Origin of the sequence: Streptomyces sp. N50, assembly GCF_033335955.1 — a bacterium.
In the GTDB taxonomy this organism is placed as follows: Bacteria; Actinomycetota; Actinomycetes; order Streptomycetales; family Streptomycetaceae; genus Streptomyces.
On record NZ_CP137549.1, the window covers coordinates 3952350 to 3978701 of the forward strand.

Here is a 26352-nt window from a genome sequence, read left to right on the forward strand (position 1 = left end):
ACTTACAGGTGTGCGAGTTTCTCCAGCACGGGGGCGGCGGCGACGATCTTCGCCCACTCGTCCTCGTCGAGGCCGTCGACCAGGCCGGCCAGGAACGCGTTGCGCTTGCGGCGGCTCTCCTCGAGCATCGCCTCGGCCTGGGGGGTCTTGGTGACGACCTTCTGGCGCCGGTCCTCGGGGTGCGGCTCCAGCTGGACCAGACCCTTCGCTTCGAGCAGCGCGACGATGCGGGTCATCGAGGGCGGCTGCACATGCTCCTTGCGAGCGAGCTCGCCAGGGGTCGCGCTGCCGCAGGTGGACAGGGTGCCCAGCACCGACATCTCGGTGGGGCTGAGTGACTCGTCGACCCGCTGGTGCTTGAGTCGGCGGGACAACCGCATCACGGCTGATCGCAGGGAGTTCACGGCGGCAGCGTCGTCGCCATGCGTAAGGTCCGGCATGTTCTTTAGCGTAACTCATTACTCTCGCTAAAGACCAACTGGATACCGATACGACACGCCGAGATGCCCGTGACCCTGGCCACTGAACCCTTCCGTCACCCATATGAGTGATCCCGGCGCGGAACGTGACCCACCGCCCGGAACCGCCCCGGACCCTCGTCTACATGGGGACCAGCGTGCTCAGCCTGCGGATAGACGGGGAGCTGCTCGAACGGCTCCGCGACCATGCCTCGAAAAGGGGAATGAGCGTCCAGGACTATGTGGTCCAGACGCTCATCCGGGACGATTTCGACGAGCGGTTCCAGACCGCCGTGGAAGAAACCGAGAAGTTCTACGGGGTCACGTGAGGGCCCGTGGAAGCGTGGGTCACGTCAGACCCAGCGCCGGCATCAGGTAGTAGAAGCCGAACACCGCCGCGACGACGTACATCGGCACCGGGACCTCCCGGCCCCGGCCCGCCACCAGCCGCAGCACCACGAAGGTGATGAAGCCCATGCCGATGCCGTTGGTGATCGAGTAGGTGAACGGCATCATCACCATCGTGATGAAGGCCGGGATCGCGATCGTGTGGTCGGCCCAGTCGATCTCCTTGACGGAGCCCGCCAGGATCAGGAAGCCCACCGCGAGCAGCGCGGGGGTGGCCGCCTGGGACGGGACCATCGTGGCGATCGGCGTGAGGAACAGCGCTACGGCGAAGAGCGCGCCCGTGACGACGTTCGCGAAGCCCGTGCGGGCGCCCTCGCCGACACCGGCCGTCGACTCCACGAAACAGGTGGTCGCGGAGGACGAGCTGGCACCGCCGGCCGCGACCGCGATGCCGTCGACGAAGAGGACCTTGTTGATGCCGGGCATGTTGCCCTCGCCGTCGGTCAGCTTGGCCTCGTCGCTGATGCCCATGATCGTGCCCATCGCGTCGAAGAAGCACGACAGCAGGACCGTGAAGACGAAGAGGACACCGGTCAGCACGCCGACCTTGGAGAAGCCGCCGAACAGGCTGAACTTGCCGATCAGGCCGAAGTCCGGGGTGGCGACCGGGTTTCCGGGCCACTTCGGGGTGGTCAGGCCCCAGGAGGGGATCGTCGCGACCGCGTTCACGATCACCGCGAGGACCGTCATCGTGACGATGGAGATCAGGATCGCGCCGGAGACCTTGCGGACGATCAGCGCGAGGGTGAGCAGGACGCCCAGGATGAAGATCAGGACCGGCCAGCCGTTGAGGTGACCGTCGGCGCCGAGCTGGAGCGGGACGGTGGTCTGGGCGGCGTCCGGGATGCGGGAGATGAACCCGGAGTCCACGAGCCCGATCAGCATGATGAACAGGCCGATACCGATCGAGATGGCCTTGCGCAGTCCGTAGGGCACGGCGTTCATGACGCGCTCGCGCAGCCCGGTGGCGACCAGCAGCATCACGACCAGACCGGCCAGCACGACCATGCCCATCGCGTCCGGCCACGTCATGCGCGGCGCGAGCTGGAGGGCGACGACGGAGTTCACGCCGAGTCCGGCGGCCAGCGCGATCGGTACGTTGCCGATGACACCCATGAGGAGGGTGGTGAACGCGGCCGTCACGGCCGTCGCGGTGACCAGCTGGCCGTTGTCCAGGTGGTGCCCGTACATGTCCTTCGCGCTGCCCAGGATGATCGGGTTGAGCACGATGATGTACGCCATCGCGAAGAAGGTGGCGAAGCCGCCGCGGATCTCGCGGGGGAGCGAGCTGCCACGCTCGGAGATCTTGAAGTAACGGTCGAGCGCGGTCGGCATTGGATGTTCCTACGAGCAGAAGTGGACAGACGGAAACCGTTTCAGTATGAACATATGAAGACGTCAGGCGCTATCTCCGCGCGTAGACCGGCGTGGGGCCGAGTGTCCGCCGAGCGCCTTGCGCCGCCTCGTAAGCTGGGGGCATGGCGAAGTGGACACCGACACACGAGGCACCGGAGCCCCTTGAGGGCCCGATCGTCCCGACGATCATCGGCCTCACGATCCTCTGGTTCGTCCTCTTCCTGGTACAGCTCCCCTTCTACGGCTGGTTCGACGACCACGGCCATCTGTGGTGGGTGTGGACCTGTCTGGCCGGGGCCGGGCTCGGACTGATCGGCATCTGGTACGTCCGGGGGCGCGACGCGGCGCTCAAGCGCATGGCGGCCGAGGCGGCTGCTTCGGCCACGGAGACCCCCTCCCCTGCTGCGGAGTGACGAGCTTCCCCTACACCCCTGGCATCACCCCGCCCCGCCAACCGTCCTCCCCTGGTCGGATCTTCCGGGCACTCGGCGGGTGAAGCCGTAAAACCGCACGTACCGTCGAATGCATGACGCACACCGACGCGGGCGCCGAACTCGATCCTGTGCACCCCGTGCCCATCCCGGCGCGGCGGGCCCAGGGACTCAGCACCGCCGAGGTCGCCGAGCGGGTGGCGCGCGGAGAGGTCAACGACGTCCCGGTGCGCAGCAGCCGGTCGCTGGGCGAGATCGTGCGCGCGAACGTCTTCACCCGGTTCAACGCGATCATCGGCGTGCTCTGGCTGATCATGCTGTTCGTGGCGCCGGTCCAGGACAGCCTGTTCGGGTACGTGATCATCGCCAACACCGGGATCGGGGTCTTCCAGGAGTGGCGGGCGAAGAAGACCCTCGACTCCCTCGCGGTGATCGGCGAGTCGAAGCCGACGGTACGGCGCGACGGGGCCGCGGTGGAGGTGAGCACCTCCGAGATCGTGCTGGGTGATCTGATCGAGATCGGGCCCGGTGACAAGGTCGTCGTCGACGGGGAGTGCGTCGAGGCCGACGGTCTTGAGATCGACGAGTCGCTGCTCACCGGTGAGGCGGACCCGGTGGTCAAGCGGCCGGGGGACGCGGTGATGTCGGGGAGTTTCGTGGTCGCCGGCGGGGGCGCGTTCGAGGCGACGAAGGTGGGGCGGGAGGCGTACGCGGCCCAACTCGCCGAGGAGGCATCGCGGTTCACGCTCGTCCACTCCGAGCTGCGCACCGGTATCTCCACGATCCTCAAGTACGTGACGTGGATGATGATCCCGACCGCGATCGGCCTGGTGATCAGCCAACTCGTCGTCAAACAGCACGGGTTCAAGGACTCGATCGCGCGGACGGTCGGCGGCATCGTCCCGATGGTCCCGGAGGGTCTTGTCCTCCTCACCTCGGTGGCCTTCGCGATCGGTGTCATCCGGCTTGGCCGGAAACAGTGCCTCGTCCAGGAACTTCCGGCCATCGAGGGCCTCGCCCGCGTCGACACGGTGTGCCTCGACAAGACGGGCACGCTGACCGAGGGCGGGATGGACGTCACCGAGTTGCGTCCGCTCGGCGGGGCCGACGAAACGTACGTACGCAAAGTCCTGGGTGCGTTGGGCGAGTCGGATCCGCGGCCGAACGCGTCGCTTCAGGCGATCATCACGGCCTGTCCGGACAGCGGGGAGTGGCGGTGCGTGGAGTCGCTGCCGTTCTCGTCGGCGCGGAAGTACAGCGGGGCGTCGTTCAGCGAGGGGAACGGGGAGTCGAGTACGTGGCTGCTCGGGGCGCCTGATGTGCTGCTCGCCGATGATGATCCCGCCCTTGAGGAGACCGGGCGGCTCAATGAGGAGGGGCTACGGGTGCTGTTGCTGGCCCGGGTCTCCGGTGAGCTGGATGATCCCGGGGTCGTGCGGGAGGCCTCGGCCACGGCGTTGGTGGTGCTGGAGCAGCGGTTGCGGCCCGACGCGGCCGAGACGCTGGCCTATTTCGCCGAGCAGGATGTGCACGCGAAGGTCATCTCCGGGGACAACGCGGTGTCCGTCGGGGCGGTGGCGGGGAAGCTGGGGCTCAGCGGGCAGGTTGTCGATGCCCGTCAACTGCCTTCGGATCAGGGGGAGATGGCCAAGTCCCTTGACGAGGGGACTGTGTTCGGGCGGGTTACTCCGCAGCAGAAGCGGGACATGGTGGGGGCGTTGCAGTCGCGCGGGCACACCGTCGCGATGACCGGGGACGGCGTCAATGACGTACTCGCCCTGAAGGATGCCGACATCGGGGTCTCGATGGGGTCCGGGTCCGAGGCGACCCGGGCCGTCGCGCAGATCGTGTTGCTCAACAACAGTTTCGCCACGTTGCCTTCGGTCGTTGCCGAGGGGCGGCGGGTGATCGGGAACATCACCCGGGTGGCGACGCTGTTCCTGGTGAAGACCGTGTACTCGGTGCTGCTGGCTGTGCTGGTGGTGTGCTGGCGGGTTGAATATCCGTTCCTGCCGCGGCACTTGACGCTGTTGTCCACGTTGACGATCGGGATTCCGGCGTTCTTTCTTGCGTTGGCGCCGAACACGGAGCGGGCCAAGCCTCATTTTGTGCGGCGGGTGATGCGGTATTCGATTCCGGGGGGTGTGATCGCCGGGGCCGCGACCTTTGTGACGTACCTGATCGCTCGTCACCATTACACGGGGAAGGGGGCGTTGGGGGCGGAGACCAGTGCGGCGACGTTGACGCTGTTCCTGATCTCGATGTGGGTGCTGGCGATCATCGCGCGGCCGTATACGTGGTGGCGGATCACTCTGGTCGCCTCGATGGGGGCGGCGTTCGTGGTCGTGCTGGTTGTGCCTTGGCTTCAGCATTTCTTCGCGCTGAAGTTGGTGGGGGTGACGATGCCGTGGATCGCTGTGGGGATCTCTGTGGTGGCGGGGGTTGTGCTGGAGATTGTGTGGAGGGTGGTTGATCGGCGGGTGCCGGCCTAAGGGCCTGTAGTTCGTCTGCGGGTGCGTCGTGGCTGGTCGCGCAGTTCCCCGCGCCCCTCAAAGGCGGCTGGCGCAGCCCTGTTCTTGAGGGCGCGGCCCTGAAAAGCGGATGCCCGCGCCCCTGGTTCGGGGCGCGGGCATCCGCTTTTCAGGTACTGGTGGTGCTACTTCACGTCGACGTAGTCGCCCGTCGCGTTGATCGGGGCCGTGGTGGACGTGCCCGCGAAGCTGTAGCGGAAGTAGCCGTCGACCGTGGCCTTGAGGGTGGTCTTCAGGGCGCCTGTCGAGGTGGTCTTGATGGTCTTGACCGTGGTGTACGTGGTGGCGTTCTTCTTGCGGAACTGGAGCTTGACCGGCTGGGTGGAGTAGCCGGTGTAGTTGGCGCCGTCCCAGTTCGCGCGGGTCAGCTTGCCGGTGACCGTGATGGTCTTGCCCTTCTTCACCGGCTCCGGGGCCGCGTTGACCGTGAGCTTGGCCAGGCGCGTGACGTTCGGGGAGGCGAAGTTGCCCTGGTCGGCGAGGCCGACCTTGGTGATGTCGAAGCCGGCGCTGGTCGGGTCCTGGCCGTTCAGCGCGATGGCCTCGGCGCCGGCCTTCCAGGCACCGGCGTCGGTGTTCGAGAGGTCGCCCTCGCCCGGGTAGATGTCGAGCGTGGCCTTGCAGGAGGCGGCGGTCGCCGAGGTGATCGTGCAGGTGCCCGCGTCGTTGCCGAACAGCATGTTGGACGGGTTGGCGAAGGTGCCCTTGTAGATGTACGGGCCGGTGAGGAAGTCGGACGCCGTGATGTCGACGTCGGCACCGTGCGTCAGCGTGTAGGTGACCGGCACGGAGAGGTGACCGGAGGTACCGGCCACGATCGGCTTGCCGTTGTTCACCTTGACGTTGGCGAAGGTGACGTTCAGGGCGTACGGCGTGGCGTCGGCCGGGGTGGCGACGGTGGAGCCGGAGAGGGTGGCCCTGCCGGAGGCGTGGGCGGCCTCACGGATCTTCGCGACGTCCGAGCGGTACGAGCCGGCGTCGGAGCCCGCGGCCTGCGCGGCCGGTACGGCGAAGGCGGAGAGGACCAGGGCGCCGGAGACGGCGGCCACGGTGGCGCTTATGCGCATGCGTTCCCCAAGTGGGAAAGGGGGCCCCGACGCGCTGGTCGTTCCGAACGGCTCGTCGTCGGCGCCGGGGCCCAAGTGATGGCGGAGCCTGTTGGCTCACGTGTTCTGATTCGCGACCTGTGGTGAGGGTTGTACGCCGGAACCAGATTTTGTGCGGGGATTGCGAACTGATGGTGAAGTGCGGAGAATCCGCAGGTCGGCGCGGCCCCTCAGGCCTTACTTCACGTCGATGAAGTCACCCGCGGCGCTGACGGCCGGGGTGGTCGAGGTGCCGGCGAAGCTGTAGCGGAAGTAGCCGTCGACGGTCGCCTTGACGGTGGTGCTCAGGTTGCCCGTCGAGTTCGTCTTGACGGTCTTCACCGTGGTGTACGTGCTGGAGCTCTTCTTGCGGAACTGGAGCTTCACCGGCTGGCCGGCGTACCCCGCGTTCTTGTGGGTCTCCCAGTTCGCGCGGCTCAGCTTGCCGGTGACCGTGATGGTCTTGCCCTTCTTCACCGGCTCCGGAGCGGCGTTGGCCGTCAGCTGGGAGGCGCGCTGGACCTTGACGGAGGCGGCCTTCTCCTTCCAGATGAAGTCGCCGTCCTTGGCGTCGATCCACGCCTCCACGTACCAGGTGCCCGCCTCGTCGTTGAAGACGTCGCCGACCCTCGGGTCGACCAGCACCGAGGCGGAGCAGGTCGAGGTCGTGGCGTTGACCTTCACGCAGGTCGGCTTGGCGGTCGAGAGGTAACCGAAGTTGGGACCGGTCAGGGAGAACTCGTCGGCGCTCGCGATGCCCGAGTTGTCGGTGGCCGTCACGCTGACCTTGATGCTCTTCGTGCTGGAGGCGGCCACGGTCACCTGGTTGTCGCCGTCGACGACCACCTTGGTGATCTTCGTGTCGCCCGAACTGCCGTCGGCCTGCGCGGCCGGGACCGCGACGGCCGCGAGGGCGAGGGCACCGGAGACGGCGACGACGGTGGCACGTATGCGCATGTGTTCCCCCATGGAACGTGATCGTGATCATGATTGTGGACGTGATCGTGGACGTGATCGTGGACGTGATCGTGGAGCCTGGCGGCCCGGATGATCAGATTCGCGACCCGGGGGAATGGTTGTACAACTCGTGGTGCTTTCTTGGTGAGTTGGTGAAGATCGCTGATGGAGGGAGGGGCGGCCGCGGTCCGGCTGTCCGGGCCGCTCCCGTCAGTCGAACCAGCGGTCCCGTGCCAACTCCTCGGTCCGGGACGGGTCTTCCAGCAGCGCCGCCACCTCGAAGCGGCGCGGCCACTGCCCGGCCGCCCAGGCGAGGCCGGCCGCCACGCCCTCCAGGGTCGACGCGTGCAGCACGCCGTCGCGGGTCCGGCGCCAGTCGATCTCGACGCCGTCCACGACGAGTTCGTCGTGTTCGACGTAGGTCGCGGGGGTGAGCGGGCCGAGGAGGGTCCGGACGGATTCCGGTACGTCGTGTTCGGCGCCCTCGGAGGTGACCTCGCCGGTGACCGACTCGCTCAGGCGGCGGACCTGGAAGAGTTCGGCCAACTCGGCCGCCCTGGACGGGCGTACGGGGAGGAGCGGGGTGCCGGAGGTGAAGGGGAGCAGGTCGGGTGAGTCGACGACCACCGCGTCGGCGGCGTCCACGACCGTCACCTCGCCGTCGACCACGGCGCGCAGGTCGTCCGGGAGGGTGACCTGTTCCGGGTCGAGGTCGGCCAACGCGCTGTAGAGGGCGTGCAGTTGGGTGCCGGTGACCTCGCGGTCGGGGTCGGCGAGGCGGTCGAGGAGTTCGGCGGCGCCGCCGGGCTCGTCGAGGAGGGCGGCGACCGAGGTGCGGACGCCGAGTGCGCGCAGGACCTGTTCGTCGTCGAAGCCGGTCGCGTCGGCCTCGTCGTAGAGGCCACGCAGGAGCGGGTCCCCGCCGGCCGCCAGCAGGCCTGCCGGGCGGCGGCCGTCGAGGACCGGGTGGCCGCGCAACCACCAAGCGGTGTACGGCCGTACGAGCTCGTGGGTGCCGTCGGGCAGGAGGACGCGGACCTGCTGGGTGATCGCGTCGCGGAGCGGGGGCCGGGCGAGGAGGGCGAGGGCCTGGGGCCAGCGGTCCTCGTCGACCAGGTCCAGGTCGCGTACGGCGACCAGTTCGGTGGCGACCGGGGGTACGGGGCTGTCGGGGAAGCGGTCGAGGACGTCCTCCGACCACACGTCCACGGAGTCCAGCAGGCCGGGGTCGTCGGGTTCCGCGAAGTCGCTGTCGCGGGGCTCCAGTTCGTCCGGGTCGAGGACGACGTCGGTGGCGCGGACCAGGGCGAAGGTCGCGAGGACTCCGCAGGCGGCGAGGGGCTGTTCGCCCCAGCGGTCGGCCAAGTCGGCCTCGACAAAGGCCAGTTCGTCGTCCCGCATCACCTGGGCGAACGGACTGCCGGGCAGCACCAGTTCACCGGCGGGGGCGAGTTCGCCGTCCTCGTCGGGCAGGGCGAGGGCGCCGAGCCAGGGTTCGTCACCGGGTTCGAGGCCCGCGTCCCGGACCAGGGCGAGGACGGTCTCCGCCAACTCGTCGCTGTCCGGGGCGACTTCGTCCCACATGGCCCCGCCCTCCTCGTCGAGGGAGGCGGCCACGGCGGCCCGTACCTGGGGGGTCGTGAGGACGGCTCGGGGAGTCGCGGGCAGCGCGCCGAGCTTCTCCAGGAGGGGGTGCGCGGCGTCCGGGTGGGCGACCTTGAGGCCGAGGCGGGCCAGGACTTCGGGCTCCACCTGGGCGGAGTCGGGGGTGGGGAGCAGGACTTGGCGCGGGCCGATCGTCGTCCTGCCGTCGGCGAGCGGCACGGGCAGGCCGGTGAGCCGGTCCGGGTCCACGCCCGCGAGGCTGTCGTAGAGCCGGCGCCACCAGTCGGGGTCCTTCTCCAGGCCGGCCAGGCGGTCGACGGCGTCGGTGAGGGGGACGCGGGCTACGCACAACGTCCGTAGTTCCACGCGGCGTTCGAGTCCGGCGGGGAGGATCGTGGGCAGTACCTCGGCGAGGACGCGCACGGTGTCGGCGCCGGCGCCCTCGACGACCTCGGCGTCCCGGGGGCGTAGCGCCTCGGGCAACTCCGGTTCGTCGGTGGGGGGTTCGAGGGCGGGCGGGAGGAAGGCCGTGCGCGGCAGGCGCTGGAGGATCGCCTGGCGGAGGGTGCCGTCCAGCTCCCCCTTGCCCAGGGGGCCGGGGACGAGGTCGATGATGCCGGTGGTCACCGGGCGCCAGGCGGCGAGGAGTTCGACGTACGCGTCCGCCGCGCGCTCCACGACGAAGTCGGTGAGGGGGCCGGGGGCGGCGTGGCGGCGGGTGGTGTCGAGGGGGAGGGAGGCGATCAACAGGGCGGGTACGCCCAGGGGTTCGTCGCTGGGGGTGGGGGCGTGGACGACGGGGCTGGTGCGGGGGCGTGCCGGGGTGCCGTCCTCGTCGACGGGTACGGCCCAGGTCACGGACCAGTAGGGGCGCAGCCGCTCCTCGACGGGGCGGTCGGCGAGGAGTTCCTTGGCCAGCTCCCCGTGCGCGGCGGTCGTACGCCAGCGGGTGGTTCCGTCGCGGCTGTCGTCCACGACGGTGTCGGCGCGGTCGGTGCGGCGGGTGAGGGTGCGGGGGGCCTGGTCCCCGACCTCGACCACGACCTCGGTCAGCCCCGGGAGGGCGAGGAGAAGCGCGTCGTCCACGGCGCCGAGGAGGCGCTCGGCGAGATCCTCGGCGGCGGTGTCGCGGAGGGGGAGGATGACGACCGTGTCGTAGGAGTCGGGGGCGGTGCCCTCGGCGGCGAACGGGAGGCGCAGCAGCGGGATGTGTCCGTCGCGGCGGCGGATCTCGGTGCCGAGTCCTGGACTGTGCCGGGCGGTGTCGTCGGCGAGGGCGCGGGCCTCGGCGAGGGACCAGCGGACGCCGCCGTGCCGTCCGACCACGGCCGGTTCGTCGGTGACGGCCACGACGGCGGCGAAGCCGACGCCGAACCGGCCGACCGCGCTGTCACCGGCGTCGCGTTTCGCGGAGGCGCGGAGGGTGGCGAGGGATTCGACGCCGGTGGCGTCGAGGGGGGCGCCGGTGTTGGCGGCGCACAGGACGCCGTCGCGGAGGGTGAGGCGGAGGCGGCCGGCCACGCCCGCGCGGGCGGCGGCGTCGGCGGCGTTCTGCGCGAGCTCGACGACGAGCCGGTCGCGGTACCCGCCGAGGACGAGGTCCTCCTCGGCGTTGGCGTCCTCCCGGAACCGGGCCGGGCTGGTCGCCCAGGCGTCGAGCACCCCACGCCGCAGACGGGCGGTGCCGAACGGGTCGGCACCCTCGGCGGCGGGCCGCACGAACTTACTCACGTACGTTCACTCTCCTCATCGACGTCGCGATGAAGGTACCGCGCGGAGGGGAGGGGGTGGCGCGGGGCCGGTGTGGAGGGGGTGCGGGCGGGGGTGGAGGAGGGCGGGGGGTGTGGTGGTTCGCCCGCAGGTGTGTGGTGGGGTCGGGGTCGTGGCGGTACGGCCAGCCCGCCTCCTGCGGGGCCCTTCGGTTTTGCTATCACGGCTGGACGGGTTGGTGCCGGGTACGCGGCGGGCTGCGCCGTACCGCCACGACCCGCTCCCGTCTCGTCGGCGGCCGCGGGCTCGTGGGGGGCAAGTGGGGTTCTCTGGTTGGGGGTTGTCCGAGTGTTTCGCGTGCGGGTTTTCGCCGGTGGGGCGTTGGCTCTGGTGGTTCTGGTGGTTCTCGCCAGGGCCGGCTGTTCTGCTGACTGGGGGTGCACCGACACGACTACGAAGCGTGGTGAGGCCGGTGTGAAGGTGCGGGTCGAGGATGTTTATGGGCAGCTTCGTGGCGCCGGCGCCGAGGTCGTCGACTGGCGGCTTGAGCTCCATCCGCAGGAGCCTTCCGGAGGGGATTTGGTCCACTTCCACTTCCGCTTCGACGGGGCCGGTGAGTTCAACGGCCCGGCGTTGGACGTCTGCGCGGTCGACAAGGAGCGCGTGGCGTTGGGATGCGGGACGGTCTATTCGTCGCAGGCGTTCGGGCCCAACGGTGACACCACGGGCGACGACTGGCTCGCCGTCGAGCACCCCTCGGAGGTTGCCGGGGTGCTGTTGATCCCCAACGACCAGTCCTACCAAGGACGAACCTGCGGCGAGGACGCCAAGGACGGCGGCGGGCCGCATCCTCCGAAGCCGGCCGCGAGGGGGGACCAGCTGTAAGTCGTCGTGGTGCGTCGGCGATGGCGCGGGAGATCGCCTCATACGCTCGCTTCATGGACATTCGCGGCATTGACCCTCGTGACGCCCAGTGGGAGCAGGACCATGCCCGGTACCGCGTCTACTTCTGGGACGTGGGGGCGGTGACCGCGTACGAGTACGAGGTCCTGGGCGAGGTCGACGTGGAGGAGGTCCTGGCGTGGGCGTCCCGGTACGCAAAGGGACGGGGATGGGCCTACACCGTCTACGCGGCGGTGACGGACGGGGGCGACCTCGGGCTCGTCCGGCTCGCCGGTGTCCTGGGTGATCCGTTCGCCGCGGAGGCGTGACCGGTCTCCAGAAACCCGAACTCCGGTGCAAGGGGCGCCTTTTCCCAAGGACCACGACGGGGAAAGGACCATCACCAAGCCCCACCCCACCCTCCCGGCAGCCCGGCTCGCAATTCACCCATTCGGGTGAACATCATCAACTGGGCTGGATTCCGGGCAGGTTGCGTGATCTACGCTCAGCGCACACAACCGCAGTACAAACCGCAGACATACGACGGCCCTCGCCGGGACTGGCATCCCAAGGCGAGGGCCTGACCACCAAGGAAGTAGACCCCTTCCCGATGGATACGTACGACATTAGCGCGCCCCCGCGCGCCCAGTCCCGGCACACCGCCGACAAACACCCGAAGCAGCGCAGCAACCGCACACCCGGCGTCGGACTCACACACGACAACGCCCGCCACACCACCCACTTCACGGTGATCGGCAACCATCTCGCCCAGCACCCGGAGTTGTCGGCCCTGGCGATCGGACTCGGCGTCTACATCCAGTCCCTCCCGGCGGGCGCCCGCGTCGACATCAAGACCCTCGCGGCCCGTTTCCCGGAGGGCACGACCCGAATCGCCGCCGCGCTACGGGAGTTGGAGGCCCACGGTTACCTGCGGCGCGAACGGCACCGGATTCCCGACGGCCGCATCGTCACCCGCACGATCTCGTGCAACCAGCCCGGCAGCGGCCGTAGGGACAAGGCACCCGCAGCCGCACCCCGGCGCGAACGGGTACCCCGCAAGGCGCTGCCGCCCGTACCGCGCCCGGCATACCCCTCCCCCGCGCTCATCCAGCAGGCCACGGACCTCCTGGCAGGCCTCCGCCGCCACGATCCCCGCCTGCTCCTGTCGGCCTGCGACACGGCCCACCTGGCGCCGGGCGTCGCGGCCTGGCTGGAGCGAGACGTCACCCCCACAGGCGTACGCCAAGCGCTCACCGCAGACCTGCCACCCGAGGACCTGCGCCGCCCCGCGGCCCTCCTGGCCCACCGCCTGACGGCCCAACTCCCGCCCCCACCACCGTTCCGCGCCCCGGCCCCGCCACCAGCCGTACGGCACCCGCTCCAGAACTGCGAGGGCTGCGACCGCGCCTTCCGCTCACCGACCCCGGGACGCTGCCATGACTGCCGAACCGATCTTCCGGGAGCCGCCTAGCATGACCACCACCTCGGACAGCGCGCAGCAGGGCCCTTCCCGCCCCTACCGGGTCATGAGGGACTTCCTTGCGTCCATGGACGACATCCTCCCGGGCAAATTCGAGATCACCAAGGAAGGGATCGTCCACGACATGACGGCGGGTATCAGTCCGCACGAGCTGACCACGCTCCATCTCCGCAAGCGGCTGGAGAAGGTCATGCCGGAGGAATTGGTCGCTCACACAGGTGCACCGGATGTGGAAGCCGAGGCCGAAGGCATCATGCGCCGTCCCGATGTGATGGTGATCGCGTGGGCGGACATGGACGTCCCAGGTTCGTTCGACCCGCACACCCTCATCGCAGCCGTCGAAGTGGTCTCCCGCTCCAACCCGGACAACGACTGGGTCGGCAAGATGCGCGACTATCCCCTGATCGGGATCCCCACCTACGCCGTCTTCGACCCCCGCACCGGTACCGGAGCCGTCCTCACCGACATCCACGCCACCCCCGACGGCCCCCGCTACGCCACCCGCAAGGACTTCGTCTACGGCGAGGACGCCACCATCGGTGACTGGACCATCTCCACGGACAATCTGCCGCGCTACGGAGAAGACAGGGGCACCGGCCGGCCCAAGCCGTGAACCGACCGGCACACCTCTACGAGTGCCCCAGCTCCGCCGATTCCCCGTCCGCGCCCACCGGCACCGACCCCGAATCCGCCGCGGGCCGCAGCGGGAACGGGTCCACCACCGTCTCGTCGATCACATGGGCCGGAGGCTGGGGCGGTTTGGGCATGACGGCTGCTTCGGAGTGGCCGCCGCAGCCGTAGGCCAGGGAGACGACGTGGCCGTCCGCCGGGGAGAACTCGTTCGCGCAGACGCCGAAGGCCTGGCCCAGGGAGCCGCCGATCGCGACCAGGAAACCGCAGCTGACGCACGCCGCGGGCGCGGCCTGGGCCATCGGGGTCTTCGGGCCGTAGTCGTCCTCCCAGCGGTCGGCGGCGACGTGCAGGCCGTAGCGGGAGAGGACCCGGGCGCGGCGGATGCCCAGTTCCTCCGCCACCGCGGCGATCGAGCCCCGGGTCGGGGTGGCGGGCAGGGCCGCCGTCACCTCCGCGTCCTCCGACTCGACCAGTTCCGCCATCTCCTCGGAGACCGCGGAGTTCGGCGGGGGCTCGTCCTCGCCCGTGTAACCGGGCTCCAGGCGGAGGTCCTCCGCGTCGGTGGGGAGCAGGTCGCCGGGGCCCATGTCGCCGGGGCGGAGGCGTTCGCTCCACGGGACCCATTCGGGGGCCAGGAGGGAGTCCGGGCCGGGGAGCAGGACGACCTCGTCCAGCGTCACCAGCTTCGCGCGGGACGCCCTCGCGACCGTCACCGCCCAGCGCCAGCCGCGGTAGCCGAACTCCTTGCATTCGAAGAAGTGCGTGACCACCCGGTCGCCGTCGGACTCGACGCCGGCGTGCTCGCCGACCACGCCGGGCGCGGCGGCCTCCTCGGCCGCGGCCCGGGCGAGGTCGACGGCCTCGGCGCACAGGCGGTCGGGGGTGCGGCTTCGCGTGGTCGCTGCGCTCACAGGTATCGCTTCTCTCCTACGCCGTCTCACGGGTGCGCCTGGTGTGGCGAAGGGAGCGGACGGAGCGGCTGAAAGACATGTACCAGGCCCTGGGGGCACTGGTGGACTACCGCTTCGACGTCCGCGCCCGATCGCGCTCGGGCACGCCTACGCCATCCATTCTGCGGGATGGCCGAGAGGCGCGCGGCCGAGAACAATCGCCACGGCGCGCTACGCACGCTACCTTCTCCCGCGCCATGCGCCCACACCGACGGCCTCTTGGGCGATGCGCGGCGGTCACCCGCAGACGCGTGGAACGGTCGGCCGGGGACCTGTGGAACGGCCCAGAATCCACTTCCGTACGCCTCCATACGTGCGGTAACCGCACTACTGAGGCCGTTCTCGGGGCACTATGACGGGGTGGCAGCCGCGAGGTCGCCCCAAGGTGCCACCGGGATCGGTGGCACGAAGGGGAACATCCGAGGTGGCGGTTCGGGCCGGGTGAGCGGTTCCGTCCGTGCGATGGGCCGTGCCCTGCACTTCCCCGTCACCGGTACCGCCCGCGGCATCCGCAAGGCCACGCACGCCCACGGCGCGGGCGAGTCGGGCCTCGGCCGGCTCATCGAACTGCACGCGGTGAACGGCGCGGGTGACGTGATGATCACGGTCGCCCTCGCCTCGACCGTCTTCTTCTCCGTGCCGACCGATGAGGCCCGGGGGCGGGTCGCTCTCTATCTCGCGATCACGATGGCGCCCTTCACCGTTCTCGCGCCGGTGATCGGGCCCCTTCTCGACAAGCTTCCGCACGGGCGCCGTGCCGCCATGGCCGCCGCGATGCTGGCCCGTGCCCTCCTCGCGCTGATCATCTCCGGCGCGGTCGCCAGCGGCAGCCTGGAGCTGTATCCGGCGGCCCTGGGCGCCCTGGTCGCCTCGAAGGCGTACGGCGTCGTCAGAAGCGCCGTGGTGCCCCGGCTGCTGCCACCCCGTATCTCGCTGGTGAAGGCGAACTCCAGAGTCACCCTCGCCGGGCTCCTCGCCACCGGCGTCGCCGCCCCGATCGCGGGCGGCCTGCACGCCATCGGCGATCCCTGGCCGCTCTACGGCGCCTTCGTGATCTTCGTCGCGGGTACGGTCCTGTGTTTCTTCCTGGACCCCAAGGTGGACTCGGCCAAGGGCGAGGACACGGCGCTGCTCGCGGCGGACGCGGACCATCTGCACGGCCCGCATCCCAAGGAGGTCAAGCGGCCGGGGCTGCGCACGGTCGGCATCGCCGTCACCCACGCCCTGGGCGCCAACGCGGCGCTGCGCTGGCTGTCGGGGTTCCTGACCTTCTTCCTCGCGTTCCTGCTGCGCGAGCATCCGATGACCGGGCAGAGCGCGGCCGTGTCGCTCGGCATAGTCGCCGTCTCGGCGGGCGTGGGCAACGCGCTCGGTACGGCGGTCGGGTCCTGGCTGCGGCAACGGGCCCCGGAACTCATCATCGTGACGGTGATGGCGGTCGTGCTGGGCGCGGCGGTCACGGCGGCGATCTTCTTCGGCGCGGCCCTGGTGGCCTGTCTCGCCGCCGCGGCCGGCTTCTGCCAGGCGCTGGCCAAGCTGTCCCTGGACGCGCTGATCCAGCGGGACGTGCCCGAGCTGGTGCGCACCTCGGCGTTCGCGCGCTCGGAGACGATGCTCCAGATGGCCTGGGTGCTCGGCGGCGCGATCGGCATCGTCATGCCGCTGAACGGCGCCCTCGGCTTCACCCTCGCCGCCGCGGTCATCGCCCTGGGCTGGCTGACCACCCTGCGCGGCCTGCTCGCCTCGGCCCGCCACGGGGCCGGCGGACGCCCGCGAGTGGCCTAACCCGCACCCCCCGGCCCGCCGCGCCGCACCCCACGTGGGGGGAGTGGTGGACGGGCCCGATAGCCTTCGCCCATGACCATGCAATCCGCTGTGCGACGCCGCCGCGCCGTCGCCGCCGCCGGCGCCGTTTCCGCCGGACTGCTCGTCCTGTCGGCGTGCGACAAGCCGACGCCGATCTCGACGATCACCGTCGGGAGGAACTCGGTCCACACCGAGGCCACCTGCTACAACGACGGCGACGCGGTGAAGACCGCGGACCTGGCGAAGTGCCTGAAGGCCTCCACGTCGATCTCGGTGGACCCGGACGACACCGTGCGCTTCGGTGTCGACCCGAAGATCGCCGACAACGGCTGGACGATCCTGATGAACGGTCAGCCGCTGACCGACTCCAGCAAGAAGACGTACCGCACGATCCCCGGCAGCGTGTTCTTCAACACCCAGTACGGCGCGACCGGCAACTCGACCGTCGTCTCCATCAAGGAGGGCGACAAGACGGTCAAGGGCCTGTGGTCCTTCAAGTTCAAGAAGGACTCCTGACCACGGCCTCCCTCCGTATCCTCGTCGCCACCGCCGTCCCCGCCGAACGGGACGCGGTGGCACGGGCGTTCACGCGTCACAGCCGGGTTGATGTCATCGCCGCCGGGGTGGGTCCCGCCGCAGCCGCCGCCGCTACGGCCGTCGCGCTCGCCGGTGCCCCGTACGACCTCGTCGTCTCCGCCGGGATCGCCGGTGGCTTCCAGCCCGAGGCGCCCGTCGGTTCCCTCGTGATCGCCGACGAGATCACCGCCGCCGACCTGGGCGCGGAGACCCCGGACGGGTTCGTCCCGGTCACCGAACTCGGCTTCGGCACCGTCACCCACCGTCCGCCGAATGCACTCGTACGAGAGCTCGCGGCCGCGGCCGACGCCCGCACCGGAGCCGTACTCACCGTCTCCACGGTGACCGGAACCGCCGCCCGCGCCACGGAACTCCGTGCCCGCCACCCCCGGGCCCTCGCGGAGGCGATGGAGGGCTTCGGTGTCGCCGAGGCCGCCGCCGCCCACGGCATCCCCGTCCTGGAACTGCGCGCGGTCTCCAACCCCGTCGGCCCGCGCGACCGCGCCGCCTGGCGCATCGGCGACGCGCTCGCGGCCCTGACCGAGGGATTCGGGAAGTGCGCGCCCGTACTGGAGAGTTGGAACCCGTATGACAACCAGTGAGCAGCCTCTGCAGATCGCCTTCTCCCCCTGCCCCAACGACACGTTCGTCTTCGACGCGTGGGCCCATGGCCGGGTGCCGGGCGCTCCCGCGCTCGACGTGACCTTCGCGGACATCGACATCACCAACGGCATGGCCGAGCGTGGTGAGTTGGACGTGCTGAAGGTGTCGTACGCCGTGCTGCCGTACGTTCTCGACGAGTACGCGCTGCTGCCGTGCGGGGGTGCGCTGGGGAGGGGGTGCGGGCCGCTCGTCCTCACGCGGGGGGCGGACGTGGACCTCACCGGCCGTACCGTCGCCGTGCCGAGTGAGCGGTCGACCGCGTATCTGCTGTTCCGGCTCTGGGCCGCGGACACGATCCCGGGTGGGGTCGGGGAGATCGTGGTCATGCCGTTCCACGAGATCATGCCGGCCGTGCGGGACGGGAAGGTCGACGCGGGGCTCGTCATCCACGAGGCGCGGTTCACGTACCAGAACTACGGGCTGCACAAGCTCGCGGACATGGGTGAGCACTGGGAGGCGACGACCGGGCTGCCGATCCCGCTGGGCGCGATCATCGCGAAGCGGTCGCTGGGCGCCGAGCGGTTGAACCTGCTCGCCGACTCGATCCGGGCGTCGGTCCGGGCCGCGTGGGACGACCCCGAGGTCTCCCGGCCGTACGTCATGGAGCACGCGCAGGAGATGGACCCGGGCGTCGCCGACCAGCACATCGGCCTGTACGTCAACGAGTTCACGGCGGACCTCGGCGAGGACGGCTACGCGGCGATCCGAGGGTTGCTCACACGTGCGGCGGCCGAGGGGCTGGTTCCTCCCCTCGGCCCGAACTCGCTCGAATTTCCCCAGCGCCTGAAGATCCGCTGAATCTCCCGGACTTCTACACGTCCAACTGGTCGGCGACCGCCCGCAGCAGGCCCGCGATCTTCGCGCCCGCGGGCTTGTCGGGATAGCGGCCGCGTTCCAGCATGGGCGTGATGTTCTCGAGGAGGGTCGTCAAGTCCTGGACGATGGAGGCCAGTTCGTCCGGCTTCTTGCGCTGGGCCGCCGCGACCGACGGGGTCGGGTCGAGCAGGGTCACCGAGAGGGCCTGGTCGCCGCGCTGACCGGCGACGACCCCGAACTCCACGCGCTGTCCGGGCTTCAGGGCATCAACTCCGGCGGGCAGAACCGAGGAATGGACGAAGACGTCACCGCCGTCGTCACGGGAGAGAAAGCCGAAGCCCTTCTCGCTGTTGAACCACTTGACCTTGCCGGTAGGCACGTCTGTCCTCGTCCTCGTACTCGTCGGAAAACTGCTTCGGATAGCAGACCGGCGGGTCGTCGGGACCCGCCGGTACCAAGGCTAATGGTCTTCAGGCCGGTGACAAGACGTCGCCGGGTTGTTCCTTTGCGCAGGGAACTACCCTGGTCCAGTGCGCGACAAAACCCAAACGAATTCCGCCGCGGCCGGTGACCGACTGATCCGTGCCGGTGCCATCGTCTTTTTCCTCGGCGCGGTGGCCACACTCGTCACCGTGGTACCGCTGCTGCTCCACACGACGCCTTTTCCGACGTACATGTACCTCTTGAGCATGCTCATGGGCGTCGGATTCCTGCTGGCCGCCGGAGGCGTGCTCCAGTCGGTCGCCGCGGGCCGGCGTCAGGCGCGCGCCGGAAGGTAGTCCGAAAGCCATCGCGGGAACTCGGTGAGGTCGCCGAGGACGATGTCCGCCCCGGCGGCGCGCAGTTCGTCCGCGTCGCACGGTCCGGTGGCCACCGCGACCGACAGGGCCTCGGCGGTCCGGGCGCCGCGCACGTCCCCGACGTGGTCGCCGACGTAGACGCTCGCGCCCTCCTCGCGCAGTGCCTCCGCCTTCTGCTCGGCCCACAGGTTGCCGATCACGGCGTCGGCGTCGATACCGAGGTGTGCGAGGTGCAGCTTCGCGTTCGGCTCGTACTTCGCGGTGACGACGATCGCCCGGCCGCCGGCCGCGCGCACGGCCGCGATCGCCTCGGGGGCGCCGGGCATCGCGGGGGTCGCGGCGATGGCGATCGACGGGTACATCTCGCGGTACAGGTCGGCCATGGCGGGCAGCTCGTCCGCCGGGAACCAGTTGATCAACTCGTCCGCGAGCGGCGGCCCGAGCCGGGTGACCGCCAGATCGGCGTCGATGTACGTCCCCGTCCGCTCCGCCAGCGCCACATAGCAGGCGTGGATACCGGGCCGGGAGTCGATGAGGGTCATGTCGAGGTCGAAGCCGACGGTCAGGGCGGGCGGGGCGGAGTTCTGGGCGCGCGAGGTCATATGGGCCATTGTGCCCAGTCGCTACGACAATCCCACCGGCGCGGCCCTTCCCCTACCTCCGCCGCTGCGACCGCCACACCAGAAACAGCGCCGACGCCACGGCCGCGCCCCGCACCACCCACGGCCAGGTCTCGGCGATCGCGTCGTTCATGTGGCCCTGCGCGATGGGGGTGCCCCAGCGGCCGTCGTTCCTGCCCCACAGCCAGACGATGCCGGCCGCGACGGCCGCCGTCGGCAGACCGATCACCGCAGCCTTGGTCTCGGCGTCGGTCAGCCGCCGGGACGCGTACGCGATGAGCCAACCCAGCAGCAGGGCGAACCAGTTGCCGAGTACGGCGCCTGCGACGAGCAGCGCGGCGGCGATCAGGAGGAGGGGGTTGGACCAGCGTCCGGCCGGGAGGCGCGGGACCATGCGGCGCCGGCGGGCCGGGGTTTCCGGCGCCTGCTCGATCACCGGTGCGGCGGCGGGTACCGGCGCCTTGGCCGCCTCCTTCTCCGGCTCCTTCGGGGTCTCCTTCGGGGTCTCCTTCGGCGGCGGGGGCTTGAGGAGTTCGGGGATCTCCACCCCGCCCGTGAACCCGGGCACGCTGTCGCCGAGCGCGAACCCGTTGCCGTTCTCCACCCGCCACCAGTCCGGCTGCATCACGCTCGCGCCGAGGTCGGACGCGCTCGCGAGGTGCGGCGAGGAGGCGGAGTTGTCGGGCGCGGGGTCGGGGGCGGGCGCGGATTTGGTGAGGCGGGTGCGCGGCAGCGGTACGACCCGGCGCAGGCCCTTCGGCCGTAGATCGTCCTCGTGGTCGCGTTGTACGGGGACGGAGGCGGTCGGCATCTGGGGGACACCGGCGCCGGTGCCGGCCGCGGCGACGATCTCGTCCGGGGTGCCGAGGCCCTTGAGGATGCGCTGGACGGCGGCCGGGGTGTCGGCGGTGGAACCGGCCCGCCGCCGGTCGATCTCGTTCCGCAGCTCGGACACGAGCCGCATGCGCGTGACCGAGGGCAGCTGGCGTTGCTGCGCCACGTCACCGACGCGGCTCAGATACTCGTAGACGACCTGGTCGCTCTCGATACCCACGAAGTCCCCTCCGGGGCGGGTGCGTTGGATACCCCGCCGGAACGACCGTAGCGCAGGTCGGGCGTCGTGTCGGCCCGCGCAACGGGGGGTGGGCGGGGCCGGGGTGAGGGCGGGCGCCGTAGACCGGCCGGGTCTTCTCGGCTGTCGGTGAGGAGGTGATCACCGCGGGTTGTCATCGGGCCAGGGGGCGGGGCGCTGCCGGGCGGGCGACACCGGCCCAGGCCCGGTACCCGCTACCGTGGGTCGGATGAGCACCCCGGCCACGCCGCCCCGTTCGCTCGCGGAGGCACTCCGAAACAGGGACGACGCCTCCCTTGCCGCGCTGTTGCGCAGCCGGCCCGACCTCATCACGCCTGTGCCCACCGACCTGACGCAGCTCGCGACCCGGGCCGGTACGCGGGGGTCCGTCGTGCGGGCGCTGGAGCGGCTGGACCGGTTCGCGCTGCAGACGGCGGAGGCGCTGGCCGTGGCGGGGGACCCGGCGTCCTACGACGAGCTGGCCGGGCTGATGGCGGGTGACGCGCGCGACGCCGCCGTCCTGCACGCGCTGCCGCGCGCCCTCGCGACCCTGCGCGAGCAGGCGCTGGTGTGGGGCGCGGACGACCGGCTGCGGCTGGTGCGGACGGCGCGTGAGCTGCTGGCGCCCTCGCCGCAGCATCCGTCGCCGACCGGCCTCGGGCCTACGGTCGCGGAGGCCACGGCGGGGATGTCGCCGGGGCGGATCCAGGAGATCGTGACGGCCGCCGGGCTGCCCTCCACGCATGACTCCGTGTCCGCGGTGGCCTCGCTCACCAAGCTGTTCACTGGTCGACGGCGGATGAAGGCGCTGCTCGGCCGCGCCCCCGAGGAGTCCCTGGAGGTGCTGAACCGGCTGGTCTGGGGGCCGCCGTACGGCCAGGTGACCGCCGAACCGGCGTCCCATCTGCGCTGGCTCATCGACCGGGGGCTGCTGCTGCCCACCGCGCCCGGCACGGTCGTCCTCCCGCGTGAGGTGGCCCTGCATCTGCGGGCCGGGCGCGCGCACCGTGAGACGGAACCGGTGGCGCCGGCGGTCGAGGCGAAGGCGACGCACCGTCCACAGGTTGTGGACACCACGGCGGCCGGGCAGGCGTACACCGCGCTCGCGACGGTCGAGGAGCTGCTGAAGGACTGGGACGAGGGCGGGCCGACCGTGATGCGGGCGGGGGGTCTCAGCGTCCGTGATCTGAAGCGGACCGCCGTCGCGCTGGACGTGGCGGAGCCCGTCGCGGCCTTCTGGGTCGAACTCGCTTATGCGGCAGGGCTGTTGGCCTCCGACGGTGACGCCGACGAACGGTACGCGGCGACCCCGGCCCACGACGAGTGGCTGGAGCTGCCCGCCGCGCAGCGCTGGGCGCGGCTCGCGGAGGCGTGGCTGACGGCGACCCGGACGTCGGGGCTGGTGGGCGGGCGGGACGCGAAGGAGCGGACGTTGTCCGCGCTGGGGCCGGGGCTGGACCGGTCGGCGGCTCCGGAGGTACGGCACCGGGTGCTGGGCTTGCTCGCGGGGCTCCCTGAGGGCGCCTCGCCGGCTGCCGAGTCGGTGTTGGCGCGGTTGCGGTGGGAGCGGCCGGTTCGGGGGGCGGGCGGTGCGCAGCCGGGTCCTCAGGAGGGCGACGATCTGCGGAGTCGGCTGGCCCGGTGGACCTTGAGCGAGGCGGAGATGCTGGGGGTGACGGGGCGGGGGGCCCTGTCGGCGCAGGGGCGGGCGTTGTTGGGGCCTCGGGGTGTCGCAGCGGCCGACGCCTCCTTCAGTGGCTCCGCTCCCTCGGGTGACTCCAGTTCCTCCGTCCCGTCCAGCCCCTCCGGTCCCGGTGACAAGCTCCCCGTCCACCATCACCACCGCCCGCCCGCTCCCCCCGACCCCCTCTCCCCCGCCGAGCAGGCCGCCGCGAGTGCCGCCGCCGCTCGGCTCCTTGCCCCGCTCCTGCCCGAGCCGTTGGACCACGTCCTCCTCCAGGCGGACCTGACGGCGGTGGCGCCCGGCCCGCTGGAACGGCCGTTGGCGGACATGCTGGACGTGCTCGCGGATGTGGAGTCGAAGGGCGGGGCGACCGTCTACCGATTCACGCCGGGGTCGGTGCGGCGCGCGCTGGACGCGGGGCGGTCCGCCTCCGACCTGCATGACTTCCTCACCGCGCACTCCCGTACGCCGGTCCCGCAGCCCCTCGCCTACCTGATCGACGACGTGGCCCGCAGGCACGGGCATCTGCGGATCGGCGCGGCCTCGGCGTACGTCCGCTGCGACGACGACGCGGTGCTCAGCGAGATCCTGGCCGACAAACGGTCCGCTGGTCTGCGCCTGCGCCGCCTCGCGCCGACCGTGCTGGCGGCGCAGGCCGACCCGGCCGCGCTCCTCGACGGGCTGCGCGCGATGGGCTTCGCGCCGGCCGCCGAGTCCGCCGACGGCGATGTCGTCATCACCCGGGCCCACGCCCGCCGCACCCCGCCCCGCACGGCCCCGGAACCGGTACCGGACGGCCCGCCGCCCCCGGACACGACGCTCCTGTCGGCGGCGATCCGCGCGATCCGTGCGGGCGACCGCGCCTCCACTACGCCCCTCAAGTCGACCCCGTCCCCGAACGGCGAACTCCCCCGCACCAGTTCCGCCGAGACCCTCGCCACCATGCAGGCCGCCGTCCTCACCGGCGACACCCTCTGGATCGGCTACGTCAACGCCGAGGGCGCCGCCAGCCAGCGGGTCATCGCCCCGATCCGCGTGGAGGGCGGCTTCGTCACGGCGTACGACCACACGGCGGACGAGGTACGGACGTATCCGCTGCACCGGGTGACGGGGGTCGCGGAGCTGGCCGAGGACTGAGGTCCCGGGTCAGGCGTTCCGGTTCAGGTAGCGGGCCAGGGCGTCCACGGAGTCCGCCATGAACGTCGGGCGCCGGGCCATCTCCCGCAGCTCGTCCTCCGTGACCCACGCGTGCCAGGCGATCTCGTCCGGGTCGGGGGTGATGTCCTCGTCGACCACTGCCTCATGAAGGCCCAGCCAGTACGGGCTGATCTCGCCCCGGCACAGGTACTTGAAGGCGAAGCGGACCGGCACCCGCACCCCGAGTTCCTCGGTGAGTTCGCGGGCCGCCGCCTCCTCGTAGGACTCCCCGGCCGCCGCGGCGCCGCCGACCATGAAGTTGTACTGCCCCGGGAAGCGGGACATGTCCGCCGCCCGCCGATGCACCAGGACGCGGCCCTCCCCGTCCCGGCACACGATCGTCGCGACGCGGTGCGGCCAGTGGTGCGTGATGGCCTCGGCCCGGTCCACGACCCCGAGCACCCGGTCCTGCTCGTCGACCCGGTCCACCAGTTCTCCCATGACCCCCGCCTCCAGCTCGCCCATGGCCACAGCCTCGCAGAGCGCCGCCGTGATCATCGGCCGGTAGTGCACACTGGACGTTTGGCCGTCCCGAGTCCTCCAGGCCCGGCGAGCCCCGCAGAAAGGCAGTCGCGCGTGAATGGCCCCCTCATCGTCCAGTCCGACAAGACCCTTCTTCTTGAGGTCGATCACGAGCGAGCCGACGACTGCCGGCGCGCCATCGCGCCGTTCGCCGAGCTGGAGCGGGCGCCCGAGCACATTCACACGTACCGGGTGACACCGCTGGGACTGTGGAACGCGCGGGCCGCCGGGCACGACGCCGAGCAGGTCGTGGACGCGCTCGTGGAGTACAGCCGGTACCCCGTGCCGCACGCGCTGCTGGTCGACATCGCCGAGACCATGGACCGCTACGGCCGCCTGACCCTGAGCAAGCATCCCGCGCACGGGCTCGTGCTCACCACCACCGACCGGCCCGTGCTGGAGGAGATCCTGCGGTCGAAGCGGGTCGCCCCGCTCGTCGGCAACCGGCTCGACCCCGACACCGTCGCCGTGCACCCCTCCGAGCGCGGGCAGATCAAGCAGGTGCTGCTGAAGCTGGGCTGGCCGGCCGAGGACCTCGCCGGGTACGTCGACGGCGAGGCGCACCCGATCGAGCTGGACGAGGACGGCTGGGCGCTGCGGCCCTACCAGAAGCAGGCCGTGGAGAACTTCTGGCACGGGGGCAGTGGTGTCGTCGTGCTGCCCTGCGGCGCCGGGAAGACCCTGGTCGGCGCGGGGGCGATGGCGCAGGCCAAGTCGACCACGCTGATCCTCGTCACCAACACCGTCTCCGCCCGGCAGTGGAAGCACGAGCTGATCAAGCGGACCTCGCTGACCGAGGAGGAGATCGGGGAGTACAGCGGGACGCGCAAGGAGATCCGGCCCGTCACCATCGCCACGTACCAGGTGCTGACGACCCGGCGGAAGGGTGTCTACCCGCACCTGGAGCTCTTCGACTCCCGGGACTGGGGGCTCATCCTCTACGACGAGGTGCATCTGCTGCCCGCGCCCGTCTTCAAGTTCACGGCGGATCTGCAGGCGCGGCGGCGGCTGGGCCTGACCGCGACGCTCGTGCGGGAGGACGGCCGGGAGTCGGACGTGTTCTCCCTCATCGGGCCGAAGCGCTTCGACGCGCCCTGGAAGGAGATCGAGGCGCAGGGGTACATCGCGCCCGCCGACTGTGTCGAGGTCCGCGTCAATCTCACCGAGTCCGAGCGGCTCGCGTACGCCACCGCCGAGGCCGAGGAGAAGTACCGCTTCTGTGCGACGACCGCCACGAAGCGGAAGGTCACCGAGGCGATCGTGCGGCGCTTCGCGGGTCAGCAGATCCTCGTCATCGGGCAGTACATCGACCAACTCGACGAGCTGGGCGAGCACTTGAACGCGCCCGTGATCAAGGGCGAGACCTCCAACGCGCAGCGCGAGAAGCTCTTCGGGGCCTTCCGCGAGGGGGAGATCAGCGTCCTTGTCGTGTCCAAGGTCGCGAACTTCTCCATCGACCTGCCGGAGGCGACCGTCGCCATCCAGGTGTCGGGGACGTTCGGCTCGCGTCAGGAGGAGGCTCAGCGGCTGGGCCGCGTACTGCGGCCGAAGGCCGACGGGCACCAGGCCCACTTCTACTCCGTCGTCGCGCGCGACACGATCGACCAGGACTTCGCCGCCCACCGCCAGCGCTTCCTCGCGGAACAGGGGTACGCCTACCGGATCATGGACGCGGACGAGATCCTCGCGGAGAACTGAGCGTCACGGTGCGGCGGGTGAAGCGGGCGGAGCAGGCGGTCACTTACGGCGAACGCCCGCTTCCTCGCCGTACTCGCCGAGGACGACCACGCTGAACGCGGCGCCCGCGAACACTTTTATCGCGCGCAGGGCATTGCCGAGGCGATGGGGGTGGCTGCCGCCGGCGACCGGTGTGGCACCGGACGGGCGGACGGGGACCGGGGTGATGGTTGCTGCGCTCATGTCTCCATGGTGCGTCTTGGGACATAAGGTCGGCATCGGTCCAGAGAGCCAACCTCCGGGCCGCCCTTCTACGCCTGAGGGCTGACCCGTTCCCCTCCTGGGTGGAGGGGGTGTCCCCTAGGGGATGAAAAACCATTCGCCTCCCCCGCTCCCCCTGACCTAGAATCTCCGCTCTTGCCCGCCTCCCCGC

The 26352-nt window shown here is 70.8% G+C and carries 25 protein-coding genes; 14 read left to right on the plus strand and 11 right to left on the minus strand.

The features are described 5' to 3' along the window. Positions 1 to 2: 2 nt before the first annotated feature. Positions 3 to 440 (minus strand): MarR family winged helix-turn-helix transcriptional regulator, encoded by a 438-nt coding sequence (locus R2B38_RS17260; protein WP_026150457.1) that lies wholly within the window; start codon positions 438 to 440, stop codon positions 3 to 5. 164 nt (positions 441 to 604) lie between these two features. Between R2B38_RS17260 and R2B38_RS17265 the strand changes: the two genes are divergently transcribed. After that, a complete protein-coding gene (locus R2B38_RS17265; RefSeq protein ID WP_033281377.1) occupies positions 605 to 787 on the plus strand; it encodes a hypothetical protein in 183 nt (60 codons plus the stop codon). Positions 788 to 806: 19 nt separating this feature from the next. Here the strand turns inward: R2B38_RS17265 and R2B38_RS17270 are convergent, their stop codons facing one another. Next, a complete protein-coding gene (locus R2B38_RS17270; RefSeq protein ID WP_318017037.1) occupies positions 807 to 2201 on the minus strand; it encodes an NCS2 family permease in 1395 nt (464 codons plus the stop codon). Between the two features lie 143 nt (positions 2202 to 2344). Here R2B38_RS17270 and R2B38_RS17275 point away from each other — a divergent pair, with 143 nt between their 5' ends. Then, positions 2345 to 2635, plus strand: a complete 291-nt coding sequence (locus R2B38_RS17275; RefSeq protein WP_318017038.1) for a DUF2530 domain-containing protein — start codon at positions 2345 to 2347, stop codon at positions 2633 to 2635. Between the two features lie 113 nt (positions 2636 to 2748). Then, a complete protein-coding gene (locus tag R2B38_RS17280) occupies positions 2749 to 5145 on the plus strand; it encodes a cation-translocating P-type ATPase (RefSeq protein WP_318017039.1) in 2397 nt (798 codons plus the stop codon). Between the two features lie 164 nt (positions 5146 to 5309). Here the strand turns inward: R2B38_RS17280 and R2B38_RS17285 are convergent, their stop codons facing one another. The 3 genes from R2B38_RS17285 to R2B38_RS17295 all read right to left on the minus strand — a co-directional run bounded on the left by R2B38_RS17285 (position 5310) and on the right by R2B38_RS17295 (position 10562). Continuing rightward, on the minus strand, positions 5310 to 6251 hold the full coding sequence (locus tag R2B38_RS17285) for a hypothetical protein (protein ID WP_318017040.1): 942 nt from the start codon (positions 6249 to 6251) through the stop codon (positions 5310 to 5312). 216 nt (positions 6252 to 6467) lie between these two features. Further along, positions 6468 to 7226 carry a calcium-binding protein gene (locus R2B38_RS17290; RefSeq protein ID WP_318017041.1) on the minus strand — a complete coding sequence of 253 codons (759 nt, stop codon included), beginning with the start codon at positions 7224 to 7226 and terminating at the stop codon, positions 6468 to 6470. Between the two features lie 210 nt (positions 7227 to 7436). Then, the gene (locus R2B38_RS17295) at positions 7437 to 10562 is read right to left on the minus strand and encodes a sacsin N-terminal ATP-binding-like domain-containing protein (protein ID WP_318017042.1); all 3126 of its coding nucleotides are present in this window, start codon (positions 10560 to 10562) and stop codon (positions 7437 to 7439) included. A 327-nt stretch (positions 10563 to 10889) separates the two neighbouring features. On the opposite strand from R2B38_RS17295, the gene R2B38_RS17300 reads away from it, so the two are divergent. The 4 genes from R2B38_RS17300 (at position 10890) to R2B38_RS17315 (ending at position 13516) form a co-directional block, all read left to right on the plus strand. Then, positions 10890 to 11426 (plus strand): hypothetical protein, encoded by a 537-nt coding sequence (locus R2B38_RS17300; RefSeq protein ID WP_318017043.1) that lies wholly within the window; start codon positions 10890 to 10892, stop codon positions 11424 to 11426. Positions 11427 to 11479: 53 nt separating this feature from the next. After that, entirely contained in the window at positions 11480 to 11752 is a 273-nt protein-coding gene (locus R2B38_RS17305; protein ID WP_318017044.1) for a hypothetical protein, read from the plus strand. 281 nt (positions 11753 to 12033) lie between these two features. Beyond that, the gene (locus R2B38_RS17310; protein ID WP_318017045.1) at positions 12034 to 12894 is read left to right on the plus strand and encodes a helix-turn-helix domain-containing protein; all 861 of its coding nucleotides are present in this window, start codon (positions 12034 to 12036) and stop codon (positions 12892 to 12894) included. A gap of 1 nt (position 12895) precedes the next feature. Beyond that, entirely contained in the window at positions 12896 to 13516 is a 621-nt protein-coding gene (locus tag R2B38_RS17315) for a Uma2 family endonuclease (RefSeq protein WP_318017046.1), read from the plus strand. 16 nt (positions 13517 to 13532) lie between these two features. On the opposite strand, the gene R2B38_RS17320 is transcribed toward R2B38_RS17315, so the two are convergent. Beyond that, complete coding sequence (locus R2B38_RS17320; protein ID WP_318017047.1) at positions 13533 to 14447, minus strand: DUF3027 domain-containing protein; 915 nt, start codon at positions 14445 to 14447, stop codon at positions 13533 to 13535. 399 nt (positions 14448 to 14846) lie between these two features. Between R2B38_RS17320 and R2B38_RS17325 the strand changes: the two genes are divergently transcribed. The 4 genes from R2B38_RS17325 (at position 14847) to R2B38_RS17340 (ending at position 18329) form a co-directional block, all read left to right on the plus strand. Further along, positions 14847 to 16271 carry an MFS transporter gene (locus R2B38_RS17325; protein ID WP_078652445.1) on the plus strand — a complete coding sequence of 475 codons (1425 nt, stop codon included), beginning with the start codon at positions 14847 to 14849 and terminating at the stop codon, positions 16269 to 16271. 72 nt (positions 16272 to 16343) lie between these two features. Further along, a complete protein-coding gene (locus R2B38_RS17330) occupies positions 16344 to 16808 on the plus strand; it encodes a hypothetical protein (RefSeq protein WP_033281199.1) in 465 nt (154 codons plus the stop codon). Next, positions 16778 to 17470: a futalosine hydrolase gene (locus tag R2B38_RS17335; protein WP_318017048.1), complete on the plus strand. Its 693-nt coding sequence runs from the start codon at positions 16778 to 16780 to the stop codon at positions 17468 to 17470. Before R2B38_RS17330 ends, R2B38_RS17335 begins: the two co-directional genes overlap by 31 nt. Then, positions 17457 to 18329 carry a 1,4-dihydroxy-6-naphthoate synthase gene (locus tag R2B38_RS17340; protein ID WP_033281200.1) on the plus strand — a complete coding sequence of 291 codons (873 nt, stop codon included), beginning with the start codon at positions 17457 to 17459 and terminating at the stop codon, positions 18327 to 18329. The genes R2B38_RS17335 and R2B38_RS17340 overlap by 14 nt, the downstream gene beginning before the upstream one ends. A 13-nt stretch (positions 18330 to 18342) precedes the next feature. Here R2B38_RS17340 and R2B38_RS17345 read toward each other — a convergent pair whose 3' ends face one another. Next, a complete protein-coding gene (locus tag R2B38_RS17345) occupies positions 18343 to 18726 on the minus strand; it encodes a cold-shock protein (RefSeq protein ID WP_019057239.1) in 384 nt (127 codons plus the stop codon). 151 nt (positions 18727 to 18877) lie between these two features. Between R2B38_RS17345 and R2B38_RS17350 the strand changes: the two genes are divergently transcribed. Then, a complete protein-coding gene (locus R2B38_RS17350; RefSeq protein WP_019057238.1) occupies positions 18878 to 19126 on the plus strand; it encodes a hypothetical protein in 249 nt (82 codons plus the stop codon). Here the strand turns inward: R2B38_RS17350 and R2B38_RS17355 are convergent. Next, positions 19105 to 19758 carry an HAD family hydrolase gene (locus tag R2B38_RS17355; protein WP_318017049.1) on the minus strand — a complete coding sequence of 218 codons (654 nt, stop codon included), beginning with the start codon at positions 19756 to 19758 and terminating at the stop codon, positions 19105 to 19107. The two genes, R2B38_RS17350 and R2B38_RS17355, sit on opposite strands and share 22 nt — an antisense overlap. 43 nt (positions 19759 to 19801) lie before the next feature. Beyond that, on the minus strand, positions 19802 to 20821 hold the full coding sequence (locus tag R2B38_RS17360) for a hypothetical protein (protein WP_318017050.1): 1020 nt from the start codon (positions 20819 to 20821) through the stop codon (positions 19802 to 19804). A 247-nt stretch (positions 20822 to 21068) separates the two neighbouring features. Here R2B38_RS17360 and R2B38_RS17365 point away from each other — a divergent pair, with 247 nt between their 5' ends. Continuing rightward, positions 21069 to 23660: a helicase-associated domain-containing protein gene (locus R2B38_RS17365; RefSeq protein ID WP_318017051.1), complete on the plus strand. Its 2592-nt coding sequence runs from the start codon at positions 21069 to 21071 to the stop codon at positions 23658 to 23660. 9 nt (positions 23661 to 23669) lie between these two features. Here R2B38_RS17365 and R2B38_RS17370 read toward each other — a convergent pair whose 3' ends face one another. Then, the gene (locus R2B38_RS17370) at positions 23670 to 24161 is read right to left on the minus strand and encodes an NUDIX hydrolase (protein WP_318021714.1); all 492 of its coding nucleotides are present in this window, start codon (positions 24159 to 24161) and stop codon (positions 23670 to 23672) included. Between the two features lie 135 nt (positions 24162 to 24296). Between R2B38_RS17370 and R2B38_RS17375 the strand changes: the two genes are divergently transcribed. After that, entirely contained in the window at positions 24297 to 25940 is a 1644-nt protein-coding gene (locus tag R2B38_RS17375; RefSeq protein WP_033281205.1) for a DNA repair helicase XPB, read from the plus strand. Between the two features lie 39 nt (positions 25941 to 25979). Here the strand turns inward: R2B38_RS17375 and R2B38_RS17380 are convergent, their stop codons facing one another. Then, positions 25980 to 26162 (minus strand): hypothetical protein, encoded by a 183-nt coding sequence (locus tag R2B38_RS17380; RefSeq protein ID WP_318017052.1) that lies wholly within the window; start codon positions 26160 to 26162, stop codon positions 25980 to 25982. Positions 26163 to 26352 lie beyond the last annotated feature (190 nt).